The organism is Streptomyces sp. NPDC002889 (genome assembly GCF_042888425.1).
Lineage (GTDB): Bacteria > Actinomycetota > Actinomycetes > Streptomycetales > Streptomycetaceae > Streptomyces.
Map to the genome: position 1 here is coordinate 155837 of NZ_JBIAPT010000005.1, position 14841 is coordinate 170677.

Sequence of the window (14841 nt, forward strand, 5' to 3'; positions counted from 1 at the left end):
ACGGTGCCGGCGCCCTGCGCGCCGGCACCGTGGCCGGCCGGGGTCCCGGGCGTCGCCTCAGCGTCCGCGCAGCGCTCCCGCGGTGCTGCCCGTGCGCTCGCGCAGCAGGATCCGCAGGGTGTTCGCGTGCTCATAACCGACTTTGCGTGCGATGGAGTCCAGGGACAGGTCCGTTGTCCGCAGCAGATGCGTGGCCTGCTCGACGCGCAGGTCCTGGACGAAGCGCACGGGTGACGTGCCAAGGACACGGCGGACGGTCCGCTGGAGGGTGCGTTCGCTCACGCCGAGGGAACGTGCCGCTTCGGCCATGCCGATCGGCCCGTCGAGATGCAGCCTGGCCCAGCGTTCGAACGCGGCGACGAGGGGATCGCTCTGCGCGAGGGCACTCGGGATGGTGTATGCCGACTGCGAGGGCCGCTCGTCGACGACCAGATAGCGGGCGACGAGATCCGCGAGGGCGGGGCTGGCCGTCCGGACGACGGCGAGTGCGAGGTCGACATGCCCGAAAGCCGCTCCGGCGGTCATCACCCCGTCCGAGGTGGCGACCATCCGGGTCTCGTCGATCGTGACCGCCGGATAGCGCTTGCGGAAGACCGGTGCCAGCCACCAGCTCGTGGTCGCCTCCCGCCCGTCGAGGACCCCGGACTCGGCCAGCACGAACGTCCCCGTGCAGGCCGAGGCGACGGGTGCGCCTCGTTCGCGGGTGCCCGCTACCAGGTCACGTACCGGTGCGAGCGCTGGACCCGCCACGTGCTGGAGGAGCGCGTCGGGCCGCCGTTCGGCGAGTGCGGGTACGAGCAGCAGATCCGTGTTCGCCGCCTCGGCCGCCGGCTCGGTCTCGACGACATGTCCCGCGCCGGTGCGGACCCGGCGCCGGAAGCCGACCGTCGTGACCCGCCAGGCGGGCGGCGGCTGCGCAAGCTCGCCGCGCATCGCGTTGGCGGCGTCCAGCACGTCGAGCAGAGCCGAGAGCCCGGAGTCGAACACGCCGTCGTACACCACCACTGCCACATCCATGGCGGGAATGGTATCCGACACGTCGTTTACGACACTGGGGTGGTGAGATTCCGCGGCCTGGGTTGGTGATGTCCCCGGGACCCGGGGCACGGCACAGAACCCATGGAGCGACCCTATGAACATCGGCCTGCTGGCTCGTATCGAGGCCAAGCCCGAGTACGCCGACCAGGTGGAAGGCATGCTGCGCAGCGCCTTGCAGCTCGCCCGCGAGGAGGAACGGACCGTCACCTGGTTCGCGTTCCGCGAGGACGAGACGACCTTCGGTGTCTTCGGCACGTTCGAGAACGAGGAAGGGCGTGCGAGTCATCTGCAGGGCCGGATCGCCGCGGCGCTGATGGAGGCGGCGCAGACCATGCTCGCCTCGCCGCCCGACATCCGTCCCGTCGACCTCCTCGCGGCCAAGCTGCCCTGATCGCGGCCCGGTCTCACGCGCGTGAGGGGTCCGGCCGGCTGAAGCCGGACGCCTCCGTGTGCTCCCGGCCTGTCCGGCCCCAGGTCGTCGGTTCCTGGCGGTGCGCCTCCGCTCGCGGAGGCCGATGCGGCATCGGCCTCCGCGAGCGGAGGGGCAGGCGCATGCTGCCCGCACCGGCGGGGCAGGGCCGTCGGATGGTTCACCAGGCCCGTCAGCGCCGTCCGCGCAGCCGGCCGAGAAGCTGACGGGCCTGGGCCCGTCGCCTCGGGTCGGCGGCGGCCCTCCGGGCCGAGCCGATCGCCCTCTGGCCCTGCGGGGTGCGGCTCAACTGCTTGATCCGTGCGATCAGTCCGGCCACGACGCTTCCCTTCGGTGCGGCAACTCGGACGGCGGAGCGTCCCTTTCGCGGCTGCGTCTACCCCGCGGCGTCGTCATGTATGCCCGTACGCGCGCGAGGCGAACAGGACAGTGGGCGATGGATGTACCCCGTCCCCACCGTCCTGTCCATCCCTCGCCGGCAGAACCTCATTGCCCGCTGGAGATCCAGCGGGCAATCGTCGCGTTGGTCAGGTCGTCCAGGACGCAGAGGGCTTCAATGGCTGCCAGGTCGCCGGGATGCGGAGCGATTCCCGCGGTGGTCAGCGCGGCGTGCAGATCCAGCCGCCGCCGGTCCGCCGGCTCCAGCGACATCGGCATGCGCTCGCCCGCGTCCGGGGCCGGCAGGAAGTAGTCACCGGTTCCATGGGCCTCGGCCGCGTCGTCGAACGGGTCGAGCGGGTCCGTGCCGATGAAGCGGTAGGGGTCGGCCGTCGATCCCGTCGTGGGTGTCACGTGAGTGGAAAGCTGCCAAGTAGTCACACGTTCCTCCTCAGTTGTGGTGTCGCTGAGGGATAGGAAGCCCACACGGGTACGTCCAGTTGCGCTTCGGGCGGGGTACCACCCGAATGTCCCCTATGGCATTTCTTCACACCGGCCGAACCTCCGGTCTGTGTGCCGTTCAACTGGCGCGGTACGTCCGCCGGCCGCCGTAATCGCTGTGCTGCCGTCGGCGGGTTCGATGCGGCCGATCGCCATGGGGCGGGGCAGCGCGGCGGTCAGGGTGCCTCAGGCCATCGGCGGGCAGTTCCCAGATCTCGGCCTCGATGGCGCTGCCCCCTCGCCGGTGTGGACGAGTCCGGTTCCGGCGGATCGGTGCGCAGGGCGAACAGCCGGTGGACGGGTGCGATGGAGGTGCGGGAGTGCAACCGGGCTCCGAGAGCGAGGAGTACTGCGGTGTCGCTGTCGCCGGTGCGCGGCGGGATCGGGTCGTACGCCACTGGGAGCGGTGGCGGTCACGGCAGCCACTGTCGGCGATTCCTGTCGTGCGACAGAAATTAGCGTTTCCCCCGCATGACGCGGCCGTGTCCACCCGCACCCAAGTCCTCACGCCCCGTCACCGTGGAGCGAGCCCGCTCCACGGCCCTCAGTGGTCCCCCACGCCGTTGAGTGGGACGCTTGGGTTGGAAACTGCCGAGGGGACTCGGGAGGGCCGATGGGACGAGATGTCCCGGCGCTGGTGTTCACCCGTGATGACCGTCGCCGGTACCGCGGCAAGATGCAGCACTGTCTCGACGCGTTCGCGCGGATGCTGCGTGAGGAACGTTTCGAGTTCGAACGGCCCCAGGTGGGTCTGGAGATCGAACTGAACCTGGTGGACTCCGCCGGGGAGCCCGCGATGCGCAGCACCGAGGTGCTGGACGCGATCGCGGATCCGGCCTGGTCGAGCGAGCTCGGCCGGTTCAATCTGGAGATCAACATCCCGCCGCGCACGCGGCTGACCGCCGGGGGTCCCGATTCATGGGAGCAGGAGATCCGGGACGCGCTCAACCATGCCGAGGAACGCGCGGCGGCGGTGGGGGCGCATCTGGTCATGATCGGGATCCTGCCGACCCTGCGGCAGGAGGACGTGAGCGAGGCGGCACTGTCGGAGAACCCGCGGTACCGACTGCTGAACGAGCAGGTGTTCTCGGCCCGCGGCGAGGATCTGCGGATCGAGCTGGACGGGGTGGACCAGCTGCGGACGTACGCGGACACCATCACACCCGAGGCGGCCTGCACCAGCACCCAGTTCCACCTGCAGGTCTCCCCCGACGAGTTCCCCCGCTACTGGAACGCCGCTCAGGCGATCGCGGGCGTGCAGGTGGCCCTCGCGGCGAACTCGCCCTTCCTGTTCGGCAACGAGCTGTGGTGCGAGACCCGTATCCCCCTGTTCGAGCAGGCCACGGACACCCGCCCGGAAGAGATCAAAGTACAGGGGGTGCGGCCCCGGGTGTGGTTCGGCGAACGGTGGATCACGAGCGTCTTCGATCTCTTCGAGGAGAACGCGCGCTACTTCCCCGCGCTGCTGCCGCTGTGCGAGGAAGAGGATCCGCTGGACAAGCTCGACAGCGGCGGCGTCCCCGAACTCGGCGAACTCACCCTGCACAACGGCACGATCTACCGGTGGAACCGTCCGGTGTACGCCGTCGCCGGCGGCGAACCGCATCTACGGGTGGAGAACCGGGTACTGCCGGCCGGGCCCACAGTGGCCGACACCCTCGCCAACGGCGCCTTCTACTACGGACTCACCCGCGCCCTGGTCGACGAGGAACGGCCGGTGTGGTCCCGGATGTCGTTCTCGGCCGCGGAGGAGAACCTGCACAACGCGGCACGGCACGGGATCGACGCCCGCCTGTACTGGCCCGGGGCCGGCGAGGTCCCGGCCGCCGAGCTCGTACTGCGGCGCCTGCTGCCCCTCGCGCACCAAGGACTGGAGCGGACGGGCATGGACGCCGCCTGGCGGGAACCGCTCCTCGGCATCATCGAACAGCGGTGTGTCACCGGCCGCAACGGCGCCGTGTGGCAGTCGGAGATGTTCCACCACCTCCACGGCAGCGGGCAGGCCGAGCGCCATGAAGCGCTGCGGCGCATGACCATGCACTACGTCGACTACATGCATCTCAACGCCCCGGCCCACACCTGGCCGGTAGACTGAGCCCGGCCGGCCACGGGCTCGTGCCGCCGCGCCGTCACCGCCGCGCCGTCAGTCAGCGGGCTTCCTTCGCCTCGACCTTGTCGAGCGCGGCGTCGAGCTCCATCGCGGCGCCGATCAACGCCAGATGGGTGAACGCCTGTGGGAAATTGCCCAGTTGCTCGCCGGTCGGCCCGATCTCCTCGGCGAACAGACCGACATGGTTGGCGTAGGTGAGCATCTTGTCGAACGCGTAACGGGCCTGGCCCACCCGCCCCGCGCGGGCCTGGGCACCGACGTAGAAGAAGCTGCACATGGAGAACGTGCCCTCGCTGCCGCGCAGACCGTCGGGGGACGCTGCCGGGTCGTAGCGGTAGACGAGGCTGTCGGAGACCAGCTCCTCCTCCATGGCGTCCAGCGTGGACAACCAGCGCGGATCCTTGGGGGACACGAATCCGACGGCAGGCATCAACAGCAGTGAGGCGTCCAGCACTTCGCCGCCGTAGTGCTGGATGAACGCCTTGCGCCGATCACTCCAGCCGCGTTCCATCACCTGTTCGAGGATCTGGTCGCGGACCGCTGTCCACGTGGCCAGATCGGCCGGACGGGCCAGCTCGGTCGCCAGCCGGACTCCGCGGTCGAAGGCCACCCAGCACATCAGCCGGCTGTAGGTGAAATCCTTCCGGCCGCCTCGGGTCTCCCAGATGCCCTCGTCCGGCCGGTCCCAGTTCTTCGCCAGCCAGTCCAGGAACTCGGCGAACTTCCGCCAGCCGTCGTAGCCGATGAACTGCATGACGTCCCGGGCCTCGGAGAACGCGTAGACCGCCTCACCGTAGATATCGAGTTGAAGCTGACCCGCCGCGCCGTTGCCGAGCCGTACCGGGGCCGAGCCCTGATAGCCCTCGAGGTGGTCGAGGATCTCCTCCGCCAGATGGGGATCGCCGTCCACCCGATACATGATCTGCAGAGGTTCGCCGGTGACCGTCCGTCCCGCACTGATGCGGTCACCCAGCCATTGGCGGAAGCCATTCGCCTCCTCCTCGAGGCCCAGGTCCAGCAGGGCGCGTACGGACAGGGAGGCATCGCGGACCCAGGTGTAGCGGTAGTCCCAGTTGCGTTCGCCGCCGGGTTGTTCCGGCAGGCCCATGGTGGCTGCCGCGACCGGGGCACCCGTGGGGGCGTAGGTGAGCAGTTTGAGCGTGATCGCCGAGCGGTTGACCATCTGCTGCCAGCGGCCCCGGTAGCGGCTGCGGCGGATCCAGGTGTGCCAGAACTCGCGTGTGGCCTCGAATTCCTCGAGAACACCGGCCTCGGTGATCGGCTCGGGCACCCCGCCCTGCCCGTCGTACACAGTCAGCACCGCTGCCGCGGTCTCCCCCTGCCGCAGGACGGCCGAGCCGACCGCGTCATCGCCGTCGCGCTCCAGGCTCAACGGACCCGCGGTCTGCAGATGGGCGTGCGTGGCCAGGTCGCCGAGGGCGGAGAAACGAGCGGCGGTGGGCTTCAGGTCGAGGCGGTGGGCGGCGCGTCCGTAGTCGAAGCGGGGACGGCAGGAGAGCGTGAAACGGACCGTACCGCGCGTCACCCGCAGTACCCTCACCAGCCGGGTCGGCCCAGAGGTTTCGTGGAGCCCGTCGGGCTCCACGGGCATGAAGTCGAGGATCTCACCCACGCCGTCGGGGGTGAGGAACCGGGTGACCAGGACGGCCGTGTCGGGCAGATAGAGCTGCCGCACCGTGGTGCCGGGGGCTTCGCAGGTAAGGGCGAAGAGGCCTCCCCGGTCGTGGTCGAGGAGCGCCGCGAAGAGGCTGGCTGCGTCGAACCGCGGCGTGCAGAACCAGTCGACCACGCCTTCGGAGGAGACCAGGGCGGCGGTTCTCAGGTTGCCGACGAGGCCGTGGTCCGCGATCGGAGGGTAGCGACGCATGAGGTCCGGCCCTTCGTGTGGCCCCCTGACGTGCTCCCACGGTAGATCACGGCCACCGGGCGAGCACGTCGACCGCGGCCCCTCGGACGAAGGGCCGCGGTCGGAAGAGCTGCGCGTGCGCGCGGGATGGCGGTCGGAGCCGGCCTTGGGTACGGGTGCGGTGCCGCGGTGCGCCGGGCGCGTACGGCCCGTGTGCCGCCAACGCGGCCAGGCATGCTCGCGGTGCAGCCGCATCAACGGCCGAACATCCCTCGGCACAGGGCCGTGATGTCCGGGTTCGTCATGCCGTCGGAGGCGTTGCACAGACTGCGCATGTCGTGCGTCCGCCGAAGGCGCGGCGTGCGCACCGCGGGGCGCGGCTGCGGCACATGCGCGCGCCGGGCCTTGCGCTGCGGCACCGGGGCACGACGCACGGGCTGGTCGGGTACGGCGCGTGGTGCTGGTACAGCGCGTGGTGGCGGTACGGCGCGTGGTGGCGGTACGGCGCGTGGTGGCGGTACGGCGCGTGGTGGCGGTACGGGACGGGATGCCGGTACGGGACGGGATGCCGGTACGGGACGGGATGGGGGTACGGGACGACCGTCGAAGCGGTTCCGCGGCGACAGACCTGGCTGCTGAGTCCGGGACTTGTGCGTCGGACCGGTGGCCGCCAGCTCCTCGCGCGCGGACGGTTGCGTGGCGGGCGGCTGCGGTTCGACGGGTGCGGGCGAGTGGCCGCCCGCCGCTGCCGGGCGGGGTGGCGCGGGCCGGACGGCCGGCTCGACCGACGTACAGCCGATGCCCCCCAGAAGGACAAGGGAGACAAGGGCAAGGGGCATGATCGCAAGGCGCATCCGCTCACCCTGCCGCACCCTGCCCGGGCAATCGGCGGTGGCGCACCCCGGACCACCGGCACGAGTGACGGCGTCACCGAGTTCGGCGGTCACGGCCGGCAGCACCGCTCATGGCTGCTTGTGTGCTGCCGGTCCCTCGGACTCGCACTGCGGGGCGGCGCACGGCTGAGGTGACGGCAACTCGCTGTCGGCAGAAGGGAAGGCAAGCGGCAGTACCAGCAGTGAGCGGCCGAAGGGCTCTCGAGGACTCGGGACCGCCCGGTGCTGACTGCGCCACGAGCGTACGAGCGCGTCGTAGATGGGCGATTCGGACGGCGCGTCACAGGGCGGCGACATCACCGGGATTTCCGCCTCGTCCATGGTGATCGTTTCTTCTTCCATGGCACATCCAACGGCGATGAAGCCGGCAGGGGTACTTTTCGCCGATCACCGGGATTCAGGAATTGCTGCTGTCATTGCGCGGCGATCACGAAGTGATGCAGGGCGCACGCATAGGAGTAGGTCACATTCCAGCGCGCAACCGTCTCCATTCGGTAACAAAGCCCACCTTCCGCAGGCATAGTCCACCGCTTTGCGACACCTTGTTCCCCAAACCGGATGGGACACCAAGGAATCAACACGACGAAACCGCGAACATCCGCTCGACAAACGGGATTCGAGCAGATGACAGCGCCACCGGAATGCCGTTGACACAACCAGCGGATCAGTAGGTCCGGCCCCCTCCGGAGATCCACATAAGCGGGGCCGCCGGCTGCAACCCGGCGACCCCTGTTCGACCCACCCCGCAAGCCAGAAATGGGGAAGGCCTTGACAGAAAAGGTTATCCGAAGAATCGCGACCTCATCACTCGGTCCCACGATCGAGCGAGCTCGCACCGGTGACGGGCAGGCGTTCGCCAGCCTGTACCGCGACTACTACCACGAAGTGTTCCGCTTCGTACTGGTGCGCGTATCCGATCGCCACCTGGCCGAAGACATCGCAAGCGAAACGTTCCTTCGCGCCTACGGCGCCATGCATCGCTACGCCCCGAACGGAGCGGATGTCGGCGCCTGGTTCATCACCATCGCCCGCAATCTGGTCATCGACCACTTCCGGTCGTCGCGGGTGCGACGCGAAGTGCTCGTCGGCGACTCCAGGACTCAGGACACGGTCACCGCGCCGTCGGCCGAGGACCAGGCTCTGGAGGTGTTCCGCCACGAACCCCTGCGGTCCGCGCTCGATGCCCTGCCGGCCCATCACCGCAAGGCCATCCTGCTGCAGTACTGGGCAGGTTGGCCCAATCACCGCATCGCACAGGAGATGAACGGCCGCACCACCGGAGCGGTGAAGGCGATGCGGCGCCGCGCGTTCGTGCACCTGCGCACGTCACTGCGAGCGGAGGTCGTCGCAAAATGACATGGAGTGAACGGGGCAGAAGGAAAGGTCCCGCGCCGCGCCCGATGGAGACGCCGCTGCTACCGATCACCGTGCCGCGGCCCTTCCCGGAATCCGGTGCGGCCCTCACCCCTGTCGATGCACACCGCGTCCTTCTGCACTGCGCACTGGACGCGGCCGGGGTTCCCCTCGACGCGGCGGACCACATTGCCGTCACACATGTCGCGGAGCTCGACTTCTCCTCCGTGACCCGCGTGATGTCCTGGATCTCGCGCTCCTCGTCCGGCAACGTCTGACGCCGCCTACAATCCGCCCGCGACGCGCAGCACTGCTCCCGTCGTGTACGACGCATCCGGGGAGAGCAGCCAGGCCACCGCTCCGGCGATCTCCTGTGGCTGCCCTGCCCGGCCCAGGGGAATGGCGGCGGCAACCTTGGCGGGGCGCTGCGGGTCTTCGTGGAAAGCCGTCCACATGGTGCCGGGTGCCACGCAGTTGACCCGGATGCCGTCGGCGGCAACCTCCTTGGACAGTCCGACGGTAAGGGCGTCGACGGCTGCCTTGCCGGCGGCGTAGTGGACGTACTGGCCCGGGCTGCCCAGGGTGGCTGCCGCGGAGGAGATGTTGACGACCGCCCCGCCACCGGACGTGGTCATGTCCCGGACCGCGCGGCGGGCGCACAGGAGATATCCCAGCACGTTGATGTGCAGGGCGCGGCGCATGCCGTCGGCGTCGGCGTCCGCGAGGCGGCCGTTGGGGCCACTGACTCCGGCGTTGTTGACCAGCCCGGTCACGGTGCCGAGCGTGGCGGCCATGTCGAAGAGCCGGTCGACGGACCTCTCGTCGGCGGTGTCGACCTGGACGGCGAGGGAGGCGCGACCTGCCTCGCGGACCGCCTCGGCGACGGCTTCCGCGACGGCCGCCTCCGAGCGGTAGCCGACGACGACATCGTGGCCTTCGGCTGCGAGGCGTGCGCAGATTGCGGCGCCGATGCCGCGGCTGCCGCCGGTGACGACGGTGAGGTGCTGGTGCACAACGGCTCTCCGATTCCTCGGTGGACTGCGTCAAGGCTCTCATCCGCCTCTGCCCGGCTCAGTGGTGGAGGAGTCTGCGGAAGTCCTCCTGGGCTGACCGTAGTTACGCGAGCAGCCCGCGCGCTGCGCCCGGGCCGGCCGGGCTCGGGACCGGCGCAGGCCCGGGGCCGAGCGGGCCCGATGCGCCGCGGAGGTCGGCGCGACGGCTGCCGTGGGGCGAGTACGGCACTGTCGCTCTCCCCGGCCACAGCGAGCATATCGGGTAAAATACCTATAGGGGTATATATCGAAGGAGTGGCTTGTGGAACTGGCGATGGCGGCCGAGGAATTGAAGACCGTGGTCAACAGGCTGCGCCGGGCCCAGGGCCAGATCACCGGCGTGATCAAGATGATCGAGGAAGGGCGGGACTGCGAGGACGTCGTCACGCAGCTCGCGGCGGCCGCACGGGCGCTGGACAAGGCGGGCTTCGCGATCATCGCCACCGGTCTGCAGCATTGCCTGACCGATGCCGACATGGCCCGCAGCGAGGACAGGGAACAGATGCGCGCACGCTTGGAGAAGCTGTTCCTCTCCCTGGCCTGAACCTGTCGGCACGGACGTCGCGGGCGGGGCGCGGTCAGTCACGGCGTCGACCGGCAGGGGCGGCGGCGTAGGCGGCCGCGGCCACTCGACGCGGCGGGGCCCGTCAGCGTGGACGGCCTGGGCCCGTCAGCGGCAGTCCGGCCCGTGCCGCCGAGTCGAAGCCGTCGTCGACGGCGACCACGTCCCGGCCGACGGCGTCCAGCAGGGAGGCTGCGATCGCCGCGCGCATCCCGGTGGCGCAGTGCACCCACACCTCGCCGGAGGGCACCTCGTCGATACGCGCGTGCAGTTGGTGGACAGGGACGTGCACCGAGCCGTCGATGTGTCCACCGGCCCGTTCCGTGTCGCGGCGTACGTCCAGCACCACCGGTTCCTGGCCACCGCTCGCGCCGACGGCCGCCAGGTCGGCGAAGGTGGCGCGGCGGAAGGAGCGCAGCTTCTCCCCGTCACATATCCAGCCGGCCGGGTCCCCGCTCGCCGCGGCGGCGGGGCGGTCGATGCCCACCCGTACCAGCTCCCGCTGCGCGTCGGCGATCTGCTCATGGGTCGCGGCGAGCAGGGTGACAGGCTTGCCCCAGGGAATCAGCCAGGCCAGGTAGGTGGCGAGTTTTCCCTCGCCCTCGAAGTTGAACGACCCCGCGACATGCCCTTCCGCGAAGGCGACGCGGCTGCGCAGATCCACCACCCACTCCCCCGCGGCCAGCCGCCGGGCAATCTGCTCGGCGTCGGCGCGCCGGGGCTCGGTCAGGTCCACCGGGGCGGGACCGGCGGCGTTGGCCGGGCCCATGTGTGCGTAGTAGGCCGGTACGTCCTCCAGCCCGGCGAGCAACTCGGCGACGAACGTGTCCACGTCCTTGGTCAGCGCGTCATTGCTCCCGCGTTCGGCGCCGATCGTGGTCGAGCGCCCTGCGGACTGCGCCGAGGAGCAGAAACTGCCGAAGCCGTGCGTGGGCAGCACTTCCACGTCGTCGCCGAGCTCGTCGGCCAGACGGTGCGCGGAGGCATGCTGGGCGCGAGCCAGCTGGTTCGTCAGCCGCGGCTCGACAAGGTCGGGACGCCCGACGGTGCCGACCAGCAGTGAGCCTCCGGTGAACACCGCCGCCCCTGTCCCGTCCTCCTCCAGAACGTAGGAGGTGTGGTGCGGGGTATGACCGGGAGTGGCCAGCGCCCGCAGCACCAGGCCGTCATCCACCGTCACCGTGTCGCCGTCGTCGACCGGGGTGCGGGCGAAGGACACCGACGCACCGGCCGGAACGAGATACCGGGCTCCGCTGATCCGGGCCAGCTCCAGCCCTCCGGAGACGTAGTCGTTGTGCACATGGGTCTCCGCCACATATGCGATCCGCACACCGTGCCGGGCCGCGGCCGCGACGACCTGATCGATGTCCCTCGGCGGATCCACCGCCACGGCGGCGGCACGACCGCCGACCAGATAGCTGCGGTTGCCCAGGCCTTCGAGTTCCAGGGTGTCGACGAAGAACACGACTACGACTCCTTACTCGGCAAATGTACCCCGGGGGGTATCTGCCGGCCACTTCAACAGGACGACCCCCGGAGGGGCATGACTCGCGGACGCGGGCCGCGGCCGACGGTCAGTCCAGTGCCCCACCACCCGTATCGCGCCGGGCACCTGTGCGGTGCGTCGCCGGTGCGAGCGCAGCAGGGCACCGACCCCCACCGCAACGCCTCTTCGCCGACTGGCGCGGCACGCCCCTACTGCGGAGGGACGGCACCGGACGGATGGGTGTGCAGCTGCTCCAGGCGACGCTGGAGCAGCCGCAGCGCACCGCGCTGCCGGCCCGGCACCCGGCGCCGCAGAGCGACAAGGCCGGGCGCGAGTCCGCGGGCCCGCGCCACGTCGCGGATCTGTTCCCACTGGTGGTGTGCGCGGTCCACGGCCCCTTCGACGTCCGGGTCGTCGGCCGTCTGCTGCCGGTTCAACCGGGCTTCGGCAGCCGCCATCCACAACTCGCAGCTACGGACCGGGTCCTGCGCCAGGCGTGCGAGATCCGCCCGTACCTCCAGCCAGTGCAGCGCCTGCTGCGAGCCGGGGCCGTGGGTACGCAGAGCCTCGCTCTCCCACGCCGCGGCGGCCCCGGCGGCCTCGGTGTGGTGGCCTGCCTGAGCGGCAGCGAAGATCGCCGGATGCGGATCGGCCTGGGGCGGAGGGGTGTGCGGTGCGGTGGCGCGGGCTTCCGTGCCGACGGCGAGGAAGCGCGCGCCGTCGGTGCCGGTCTGGGCGGCTGCCTGTTCATGCAGCTGGGCGAGCGGCGGTCGCCCTCCACTGCGCCAGATCGTGGCCATGGCCTTCAGGTAAGCGGGTACGGCGAGCGCGCGACGGCCCGGCGCGGGGGTGATGCGTCCGTACAGCTGCGTCCCGGTGCCGAGAGCGAGGCCGTCGCGGCGCTCTCCGGTGAGCTGCCGCCAGGCTTCGGTGTCGGCGACCAGGTCGACGACCACGGTGGTGGATCCCGGCCGGCGAATGCCCAGTTCAGCGGCCAGCCAGTGCCAGGGCAGCGCCGTGTAGCGCATGGTCGCCGGGGTGGTGCGCGCGAGGGCGAGATGCAGCAGCCGCTGCTTGCGGTCCAGGTGCAACTGGCCCGCCAGGTAGAGGTACAGCGGGCCGGGAGCGGTGGCCGCCGCACGGATACGGGTGAGGACTGTCTGAGGGTCGAGCGGGTCGGCGAGTTCGATCACTGTCGCCGCATCCGTGCCGGTCAGGGCACTCGGATGTACCGCCGCAAGCGCAGGCAGCACGGACGCCGCGTCGATGAGACAGCCTTTGCCGGCGGGAGCGGCTGCGAGCAGCAGCGCGGTCCCCGGTGCCGGTTTCTCCCCTGTGATCACCACATACGCACCGTAGCCGTTGGCGGAACCCTCTGGCCAAGTCACCGAATGCCGGTGTCGCCACCGACGGGCAGGGGGACAGCACGTACGAGGCTTCCTGCCGGGCCGAGTTGGGCAGGCACAGCTGAAGGAAGGCCTATCGGATGAAGGCCTGTCAGACCTCCATCACGGCATCGCACTGGGCACAGACGAGCCGGGCGTGCTCCGGTGGGTACCACGACGAACCGCAATGCTCCGAGGCCTTCCAGGAGGCCGTTTCCATGGCGAACGTGTCCTGACCGCAGAGGGTGCGCGGCCCTGGTTTGGAGGAGGAGCCGGGGGCGGCGCTCGCCGCGTGCACGCGCAGGACGGGCCGCTCCTCGACCCGTGACTCCCCGGTGAGGGATCGCGCCGCGGGCCGCTGATCGAGCTCGTACATCAAGAAGATCTCGCTCATACCTCGACGGTAAGCCGATACAGGTGGTCATGCAGTGGTGACGCGGGCCGACCGTCCGGGCAGCTCCGCCATGACGTCGGGCCTCAGCGATCCGCAGGCCGACTGAAGCCGCCGGCCCTGAAGAACGGGTTCGGGGCGCGCCCTGCGCCCCGATTCGGCCTCCTCGAAAGGGCGTTGTGGCGCAATGGTGTCAGCGGACGGGGAGGGGGATCCGGCGCTCGGCCTCGGGTCGCGGACCGAAGATGCGGCGTTCCGACTCCGTGATGGGTACGTCGTTGATGCTCGCCTCGCGGCGCGCCATCAGCCCGGACTCGTCGAACTCCCAGAGCTCGTTGCCGTACGAGCGCCACCACTGGCCGTCGGCGTCGCGGCACTCGTACTGGAAGCGGACGGCGATGCGGTTGCCGTCGTACGCCCACAGGTCCTTGCGCAGGGCGTACTCGTGCTCGCGTTCCCATTTCTTGGTCAACAGCTCCACGATCGCGTCGCGGCCGGTGACGAACGTGTCGCGGTTACGCCAGACCGAGTCCAACGTGTAGGCGAGCGACACCTTCTGCGGGTCTCGGGTGTTCCAGGCGTCCTCGGCGGCCTGCACCTTCTGGGCTGCGGTCTCGGCGGTGAACGGGGGCAGGGGCGGTCGAACGGTCATCGCGGACTCCTTCTCCCAGCGAAGAACGATCGTTCTCCTCGATGTTGATACCGTAGAGAACGATGGTTCTCAGGTCAAGGAGAGGTCCGGGGATGGACAGCGCGGCCGCCAGGGAACAGGTGCTGGACGCAGCGGAGGAGCTGTACTACGCCCGGGGCATCCAGACCGTCGGCATGGACGCCGTCCGGGCCGCGTCCGGCGTATCCCTCAAGCGCCTCTACCAGCTCTTCCCTGCCAAGGAAGCGCTTGTGGAGGCATATCTGCGGCGCCGCGACGTCCGGTGGCGGCAGCAGCTCGCCGACCGCGTCGACCGCCACAGGGAACCGCGCGACCGCATCCTCGCCGTCTACGACCGGCTGCACGAGTGGTTCGCCGAACCCGGCTTCCACGGCTGCGCGTGGATCAACAGCTACGGGGAGCTGGGCGCCACCTCGCCCGCGGTGGCGGACCTTGCCCGCTCGCACAAGCAGGCGTTCCAGGACTATCTGACGCTTCTGGTCACGGATGCCGGTCTGCCCGCGGACGTCGCCGGCCAACTCCATCTGCTCGCCGAGGGAGCGATCACCACAGCCGCGATCTTCGGCACGCCGGGCACCGCGCTGCAGGCGAAGGAAGCCGCGGCCCGGCTGCTCGACGCTGCGGGTCCGTAAGGCCCTCGGGCGGCAGTCCGGGAAACCCGGTGCCGCAAAGACCTTGGGGATCAGCGGCGGCCTTGGCATCCTTGAGCGCACCCGTGACGCGTG

General features: G+C 70.1%; 15 protein-coding genes. 6 read left to right on the forward strand and 9 right to left on the reverse strand.

The annotated features are described in order from the left end of the window. Positions 1 to 57 precede the first annotated feature (57 nt). The gene (locus ACFYWI_RS09430) at positions 58 to 1017 is read right to left on the reverse strand and encodes a GlxA family transcriptional regulator (RefSeq protein ID WP_389227751.1); all 960 of its coding nucleotides are present in this window, start codon (positions 1015 to 1017) and stop codon (positions 58 to 60) included. Positions 1018 to 1132: 115 nt separating this feature from the next. On the opposite strand from ACFYWI_RS09430, the gene ACFYWI_RS09435 reads away from it, so the two are divergent. Continuing rightward, complete coding sequence (locus ACFYWI_RS09435; protein ID WP_389227754.1) at positions 1133 to 1429, forward strand: putative quinol monooxygenase; 297 nt, start codon at positions 1133 to 1135, stop codon at positions 1427 to 1429. A 211-nt stretch (positions 1430 to 1640) separates the two neighbouring features. Here the strand turns inward: ACFYWI_RS09435 and ACFYWI_RS09440 are convergent, their stop codons facing one another. Together ACFYWI_RS09440 and ACFYWI_RS09445 are read right to left on the reverse strand one after the other, a co-directional pair. After that, positions 1641 to 1787, reverse strand: a complete 147-nt coding sequence (locus tag ACFYWI_RS09440; protein WP_389227757.1) for a hypothetical protein — start codon at positions 1785 to 1787, stop codon at positions 1641 to 1643. Between the two features lie 167 nt (positions 1788 to 1954). Beyond that, positions 1955 to 2287, reverse strand: coding sequence for a hypothetical protein (locus ACFYWI_RS09445; protein WP_389227760.1), 333 nt, complete (start codon positions 2285 to 2287; stop codon positions 1955 to 1957). Between the two features lie 673 nt (positions 2288 to 2960). Between ACFYWI_RS09445 and ACFYWI_RS09450 the strand changes: the two genes are divergently transcribed. After that, positions 2961 to 4442 (forward strand): glutamate-cysteine ligase family protein, encoded by a 1482-nt coding sequence (locus ACFYWI_RS09450; RefSeq protein WP_389227763.1) that lies wholly within the window; start codon positions 2961 to 2963, stop codon positions 4440 to 4442. Between the two features lie 52 nt (positions 4443 to 4494). Here the strand turns inward: ACFYWI_RS09450 and ACFYWI_RS09455 are convergent, their stop codons facing one another. After that, complete coding sequence (locus ACFYWI_RS09455) at positions 4495 to 6345, reverse strand: glycoside hydrolase family 15 protein (RefSeq protein WP_389227766.1); 1851 nt, start codon at positions 6343 to 6345, stop codon at positions 4495 to 4497. A gap of 1628 nt (positions 6346 to 7973) precedes the next feature. Between ACFYWI_RS09455 and ACFYWI_RS09460 the strand changes: the two genes are divergently transcribed. Both ACFYWI_RS09460 and ACFYWI_RS09465 read left to right on the forward strand, forming a co-directional pair. Continuing rightward, positions 7974 to 8573 (forward strand): RNA polymerase sigma factor, encoded by a 600-nt coding sequence (locus ACFYWI_RS09460; protein ID WP_389227769.1) that lies wholly within the window; start codon positions 7974 to 7976, stop codon positions 8571 to 8573. Between the two features lie 44 nt (positions 8574 to 8617). Continuing rightward, positions 8618 to 8848, forward strand: coding sequence for a hypothetical protein (locus ACFYWI_RS09465; protein WP_389227772.1), 231 nt, complete (start codon positions 8618 to 8620; stop codon positions 8846 to 8848). 6 nt (positions 8849 to 8854) lie between these two features. Here the strand turns inward: ACFYWI_RS09465 and ACFYWI_RS09470 are convergent, their stop codons facing one another. Beyond that, positions 8855 to 9583 carry an SDR family NAD(P)-dependent oxidoreductase gene (locus tag ACFYWI_RS09470; RefSeq protein ID WP_389227775.1) on the reverse strand — a complete coding sequence of 243 codons (729 nt, stop codon included), beginning with the start codon at positions 9581 to 9583 and terminating at the stop codon, positions 8855 to 8857. 301 nt (positions 9584 to 9884) lie between these two features. On the opposite strand from ACFYWI_RS09470, the gene ACFYWI_RS09475 reads away from it, so the two are divergent. After that, positions 9885 to 10166 carry a metal-sensitive transcriptional regulator gene (locus ACFYWI_RS09475; protein WP_389227778.1) on the forward strand — a complete coding sequence of 94 codons (282 nt, stop codon included), beginning with the start codon at positions 9885 to 9887 and terminating at the stop codon, positions 10164 to 10166. Between the two features lie 103 nt (positions 10167 to 10269). On the opposite strand, the gene ACFYWI_RS09480 is transcribed toward ACFYWI_RS09475, so the two are convergent. From ACFYWI_RS09480 to ACFYWI_RS09495, 4 genes are all read right to left on the reverse strand, one after another. Beyond that, a complete protein-coding gene (locus tag ACFYWI_RS09480; protein ID WP_389227781.1) occupies positions 10270 to 11649 on the reverse strand; it encodes a rhodanese-like domain-containing protein in 1380 nt (459 codons plus the stop codon). 230 nt (positions 11650 to 11879) lie between these two features. After that, the gene (locus ACFYWI_RS09485; protein WP_389227784.1) at positions 11880 to 13016 is read right to left on the reverse strand and encodes a hypothetical protein; all 1137 of its coding nucleotides are present in this window, start codon (positions 13014 to 13016) and stop codon (positions 11880 to 11882) included. A 151-nt stretch (positions 13017 to 13167) separates the two neighbouring features. After that, positions 13168 to 13449, reverse strand: coding sequence for a hypothetical protein (locus ACFYWI_RS09490; protein WP_389227787.1), 282 nt, complete (start codon positions 13447 to 13449; stop codon positions 13168 to 13170). A gap of 190 nt (positions 13450 to 13639) precedes the next feature. Further along, on the reverse strand, positions 13640 to 14098 hold the full coding sequence (locus ACFYWI_RS09495; protein ID WP_389227791.1) for a nuclear transport factor 2 family protein: 459 nt from the start codon (positions 14096 to 14098) through the stop codon (positions 13640 to 13642). Positions 14099 to 14190: 92 nt separating this feature from the next. Here ACFYWI_RS09495 and ACFYWI_RS09500 point away from each other — a divergent pair, with 92 nt between their 5' ends. Further along, positions 14191 to 14748 (forward strand): TetR/AcrR family transcriptional regulator, encoded by a 558-nt coding sequence (locus tag ACFYWI_RS09500; protein ID WP_389227794.1) that lies wholly within the window; start codon positions 14191 to 14193, stop codon positions 14746 to 14748. Positions 14749 to 14841: the final 93 nt, after the last annotated feature.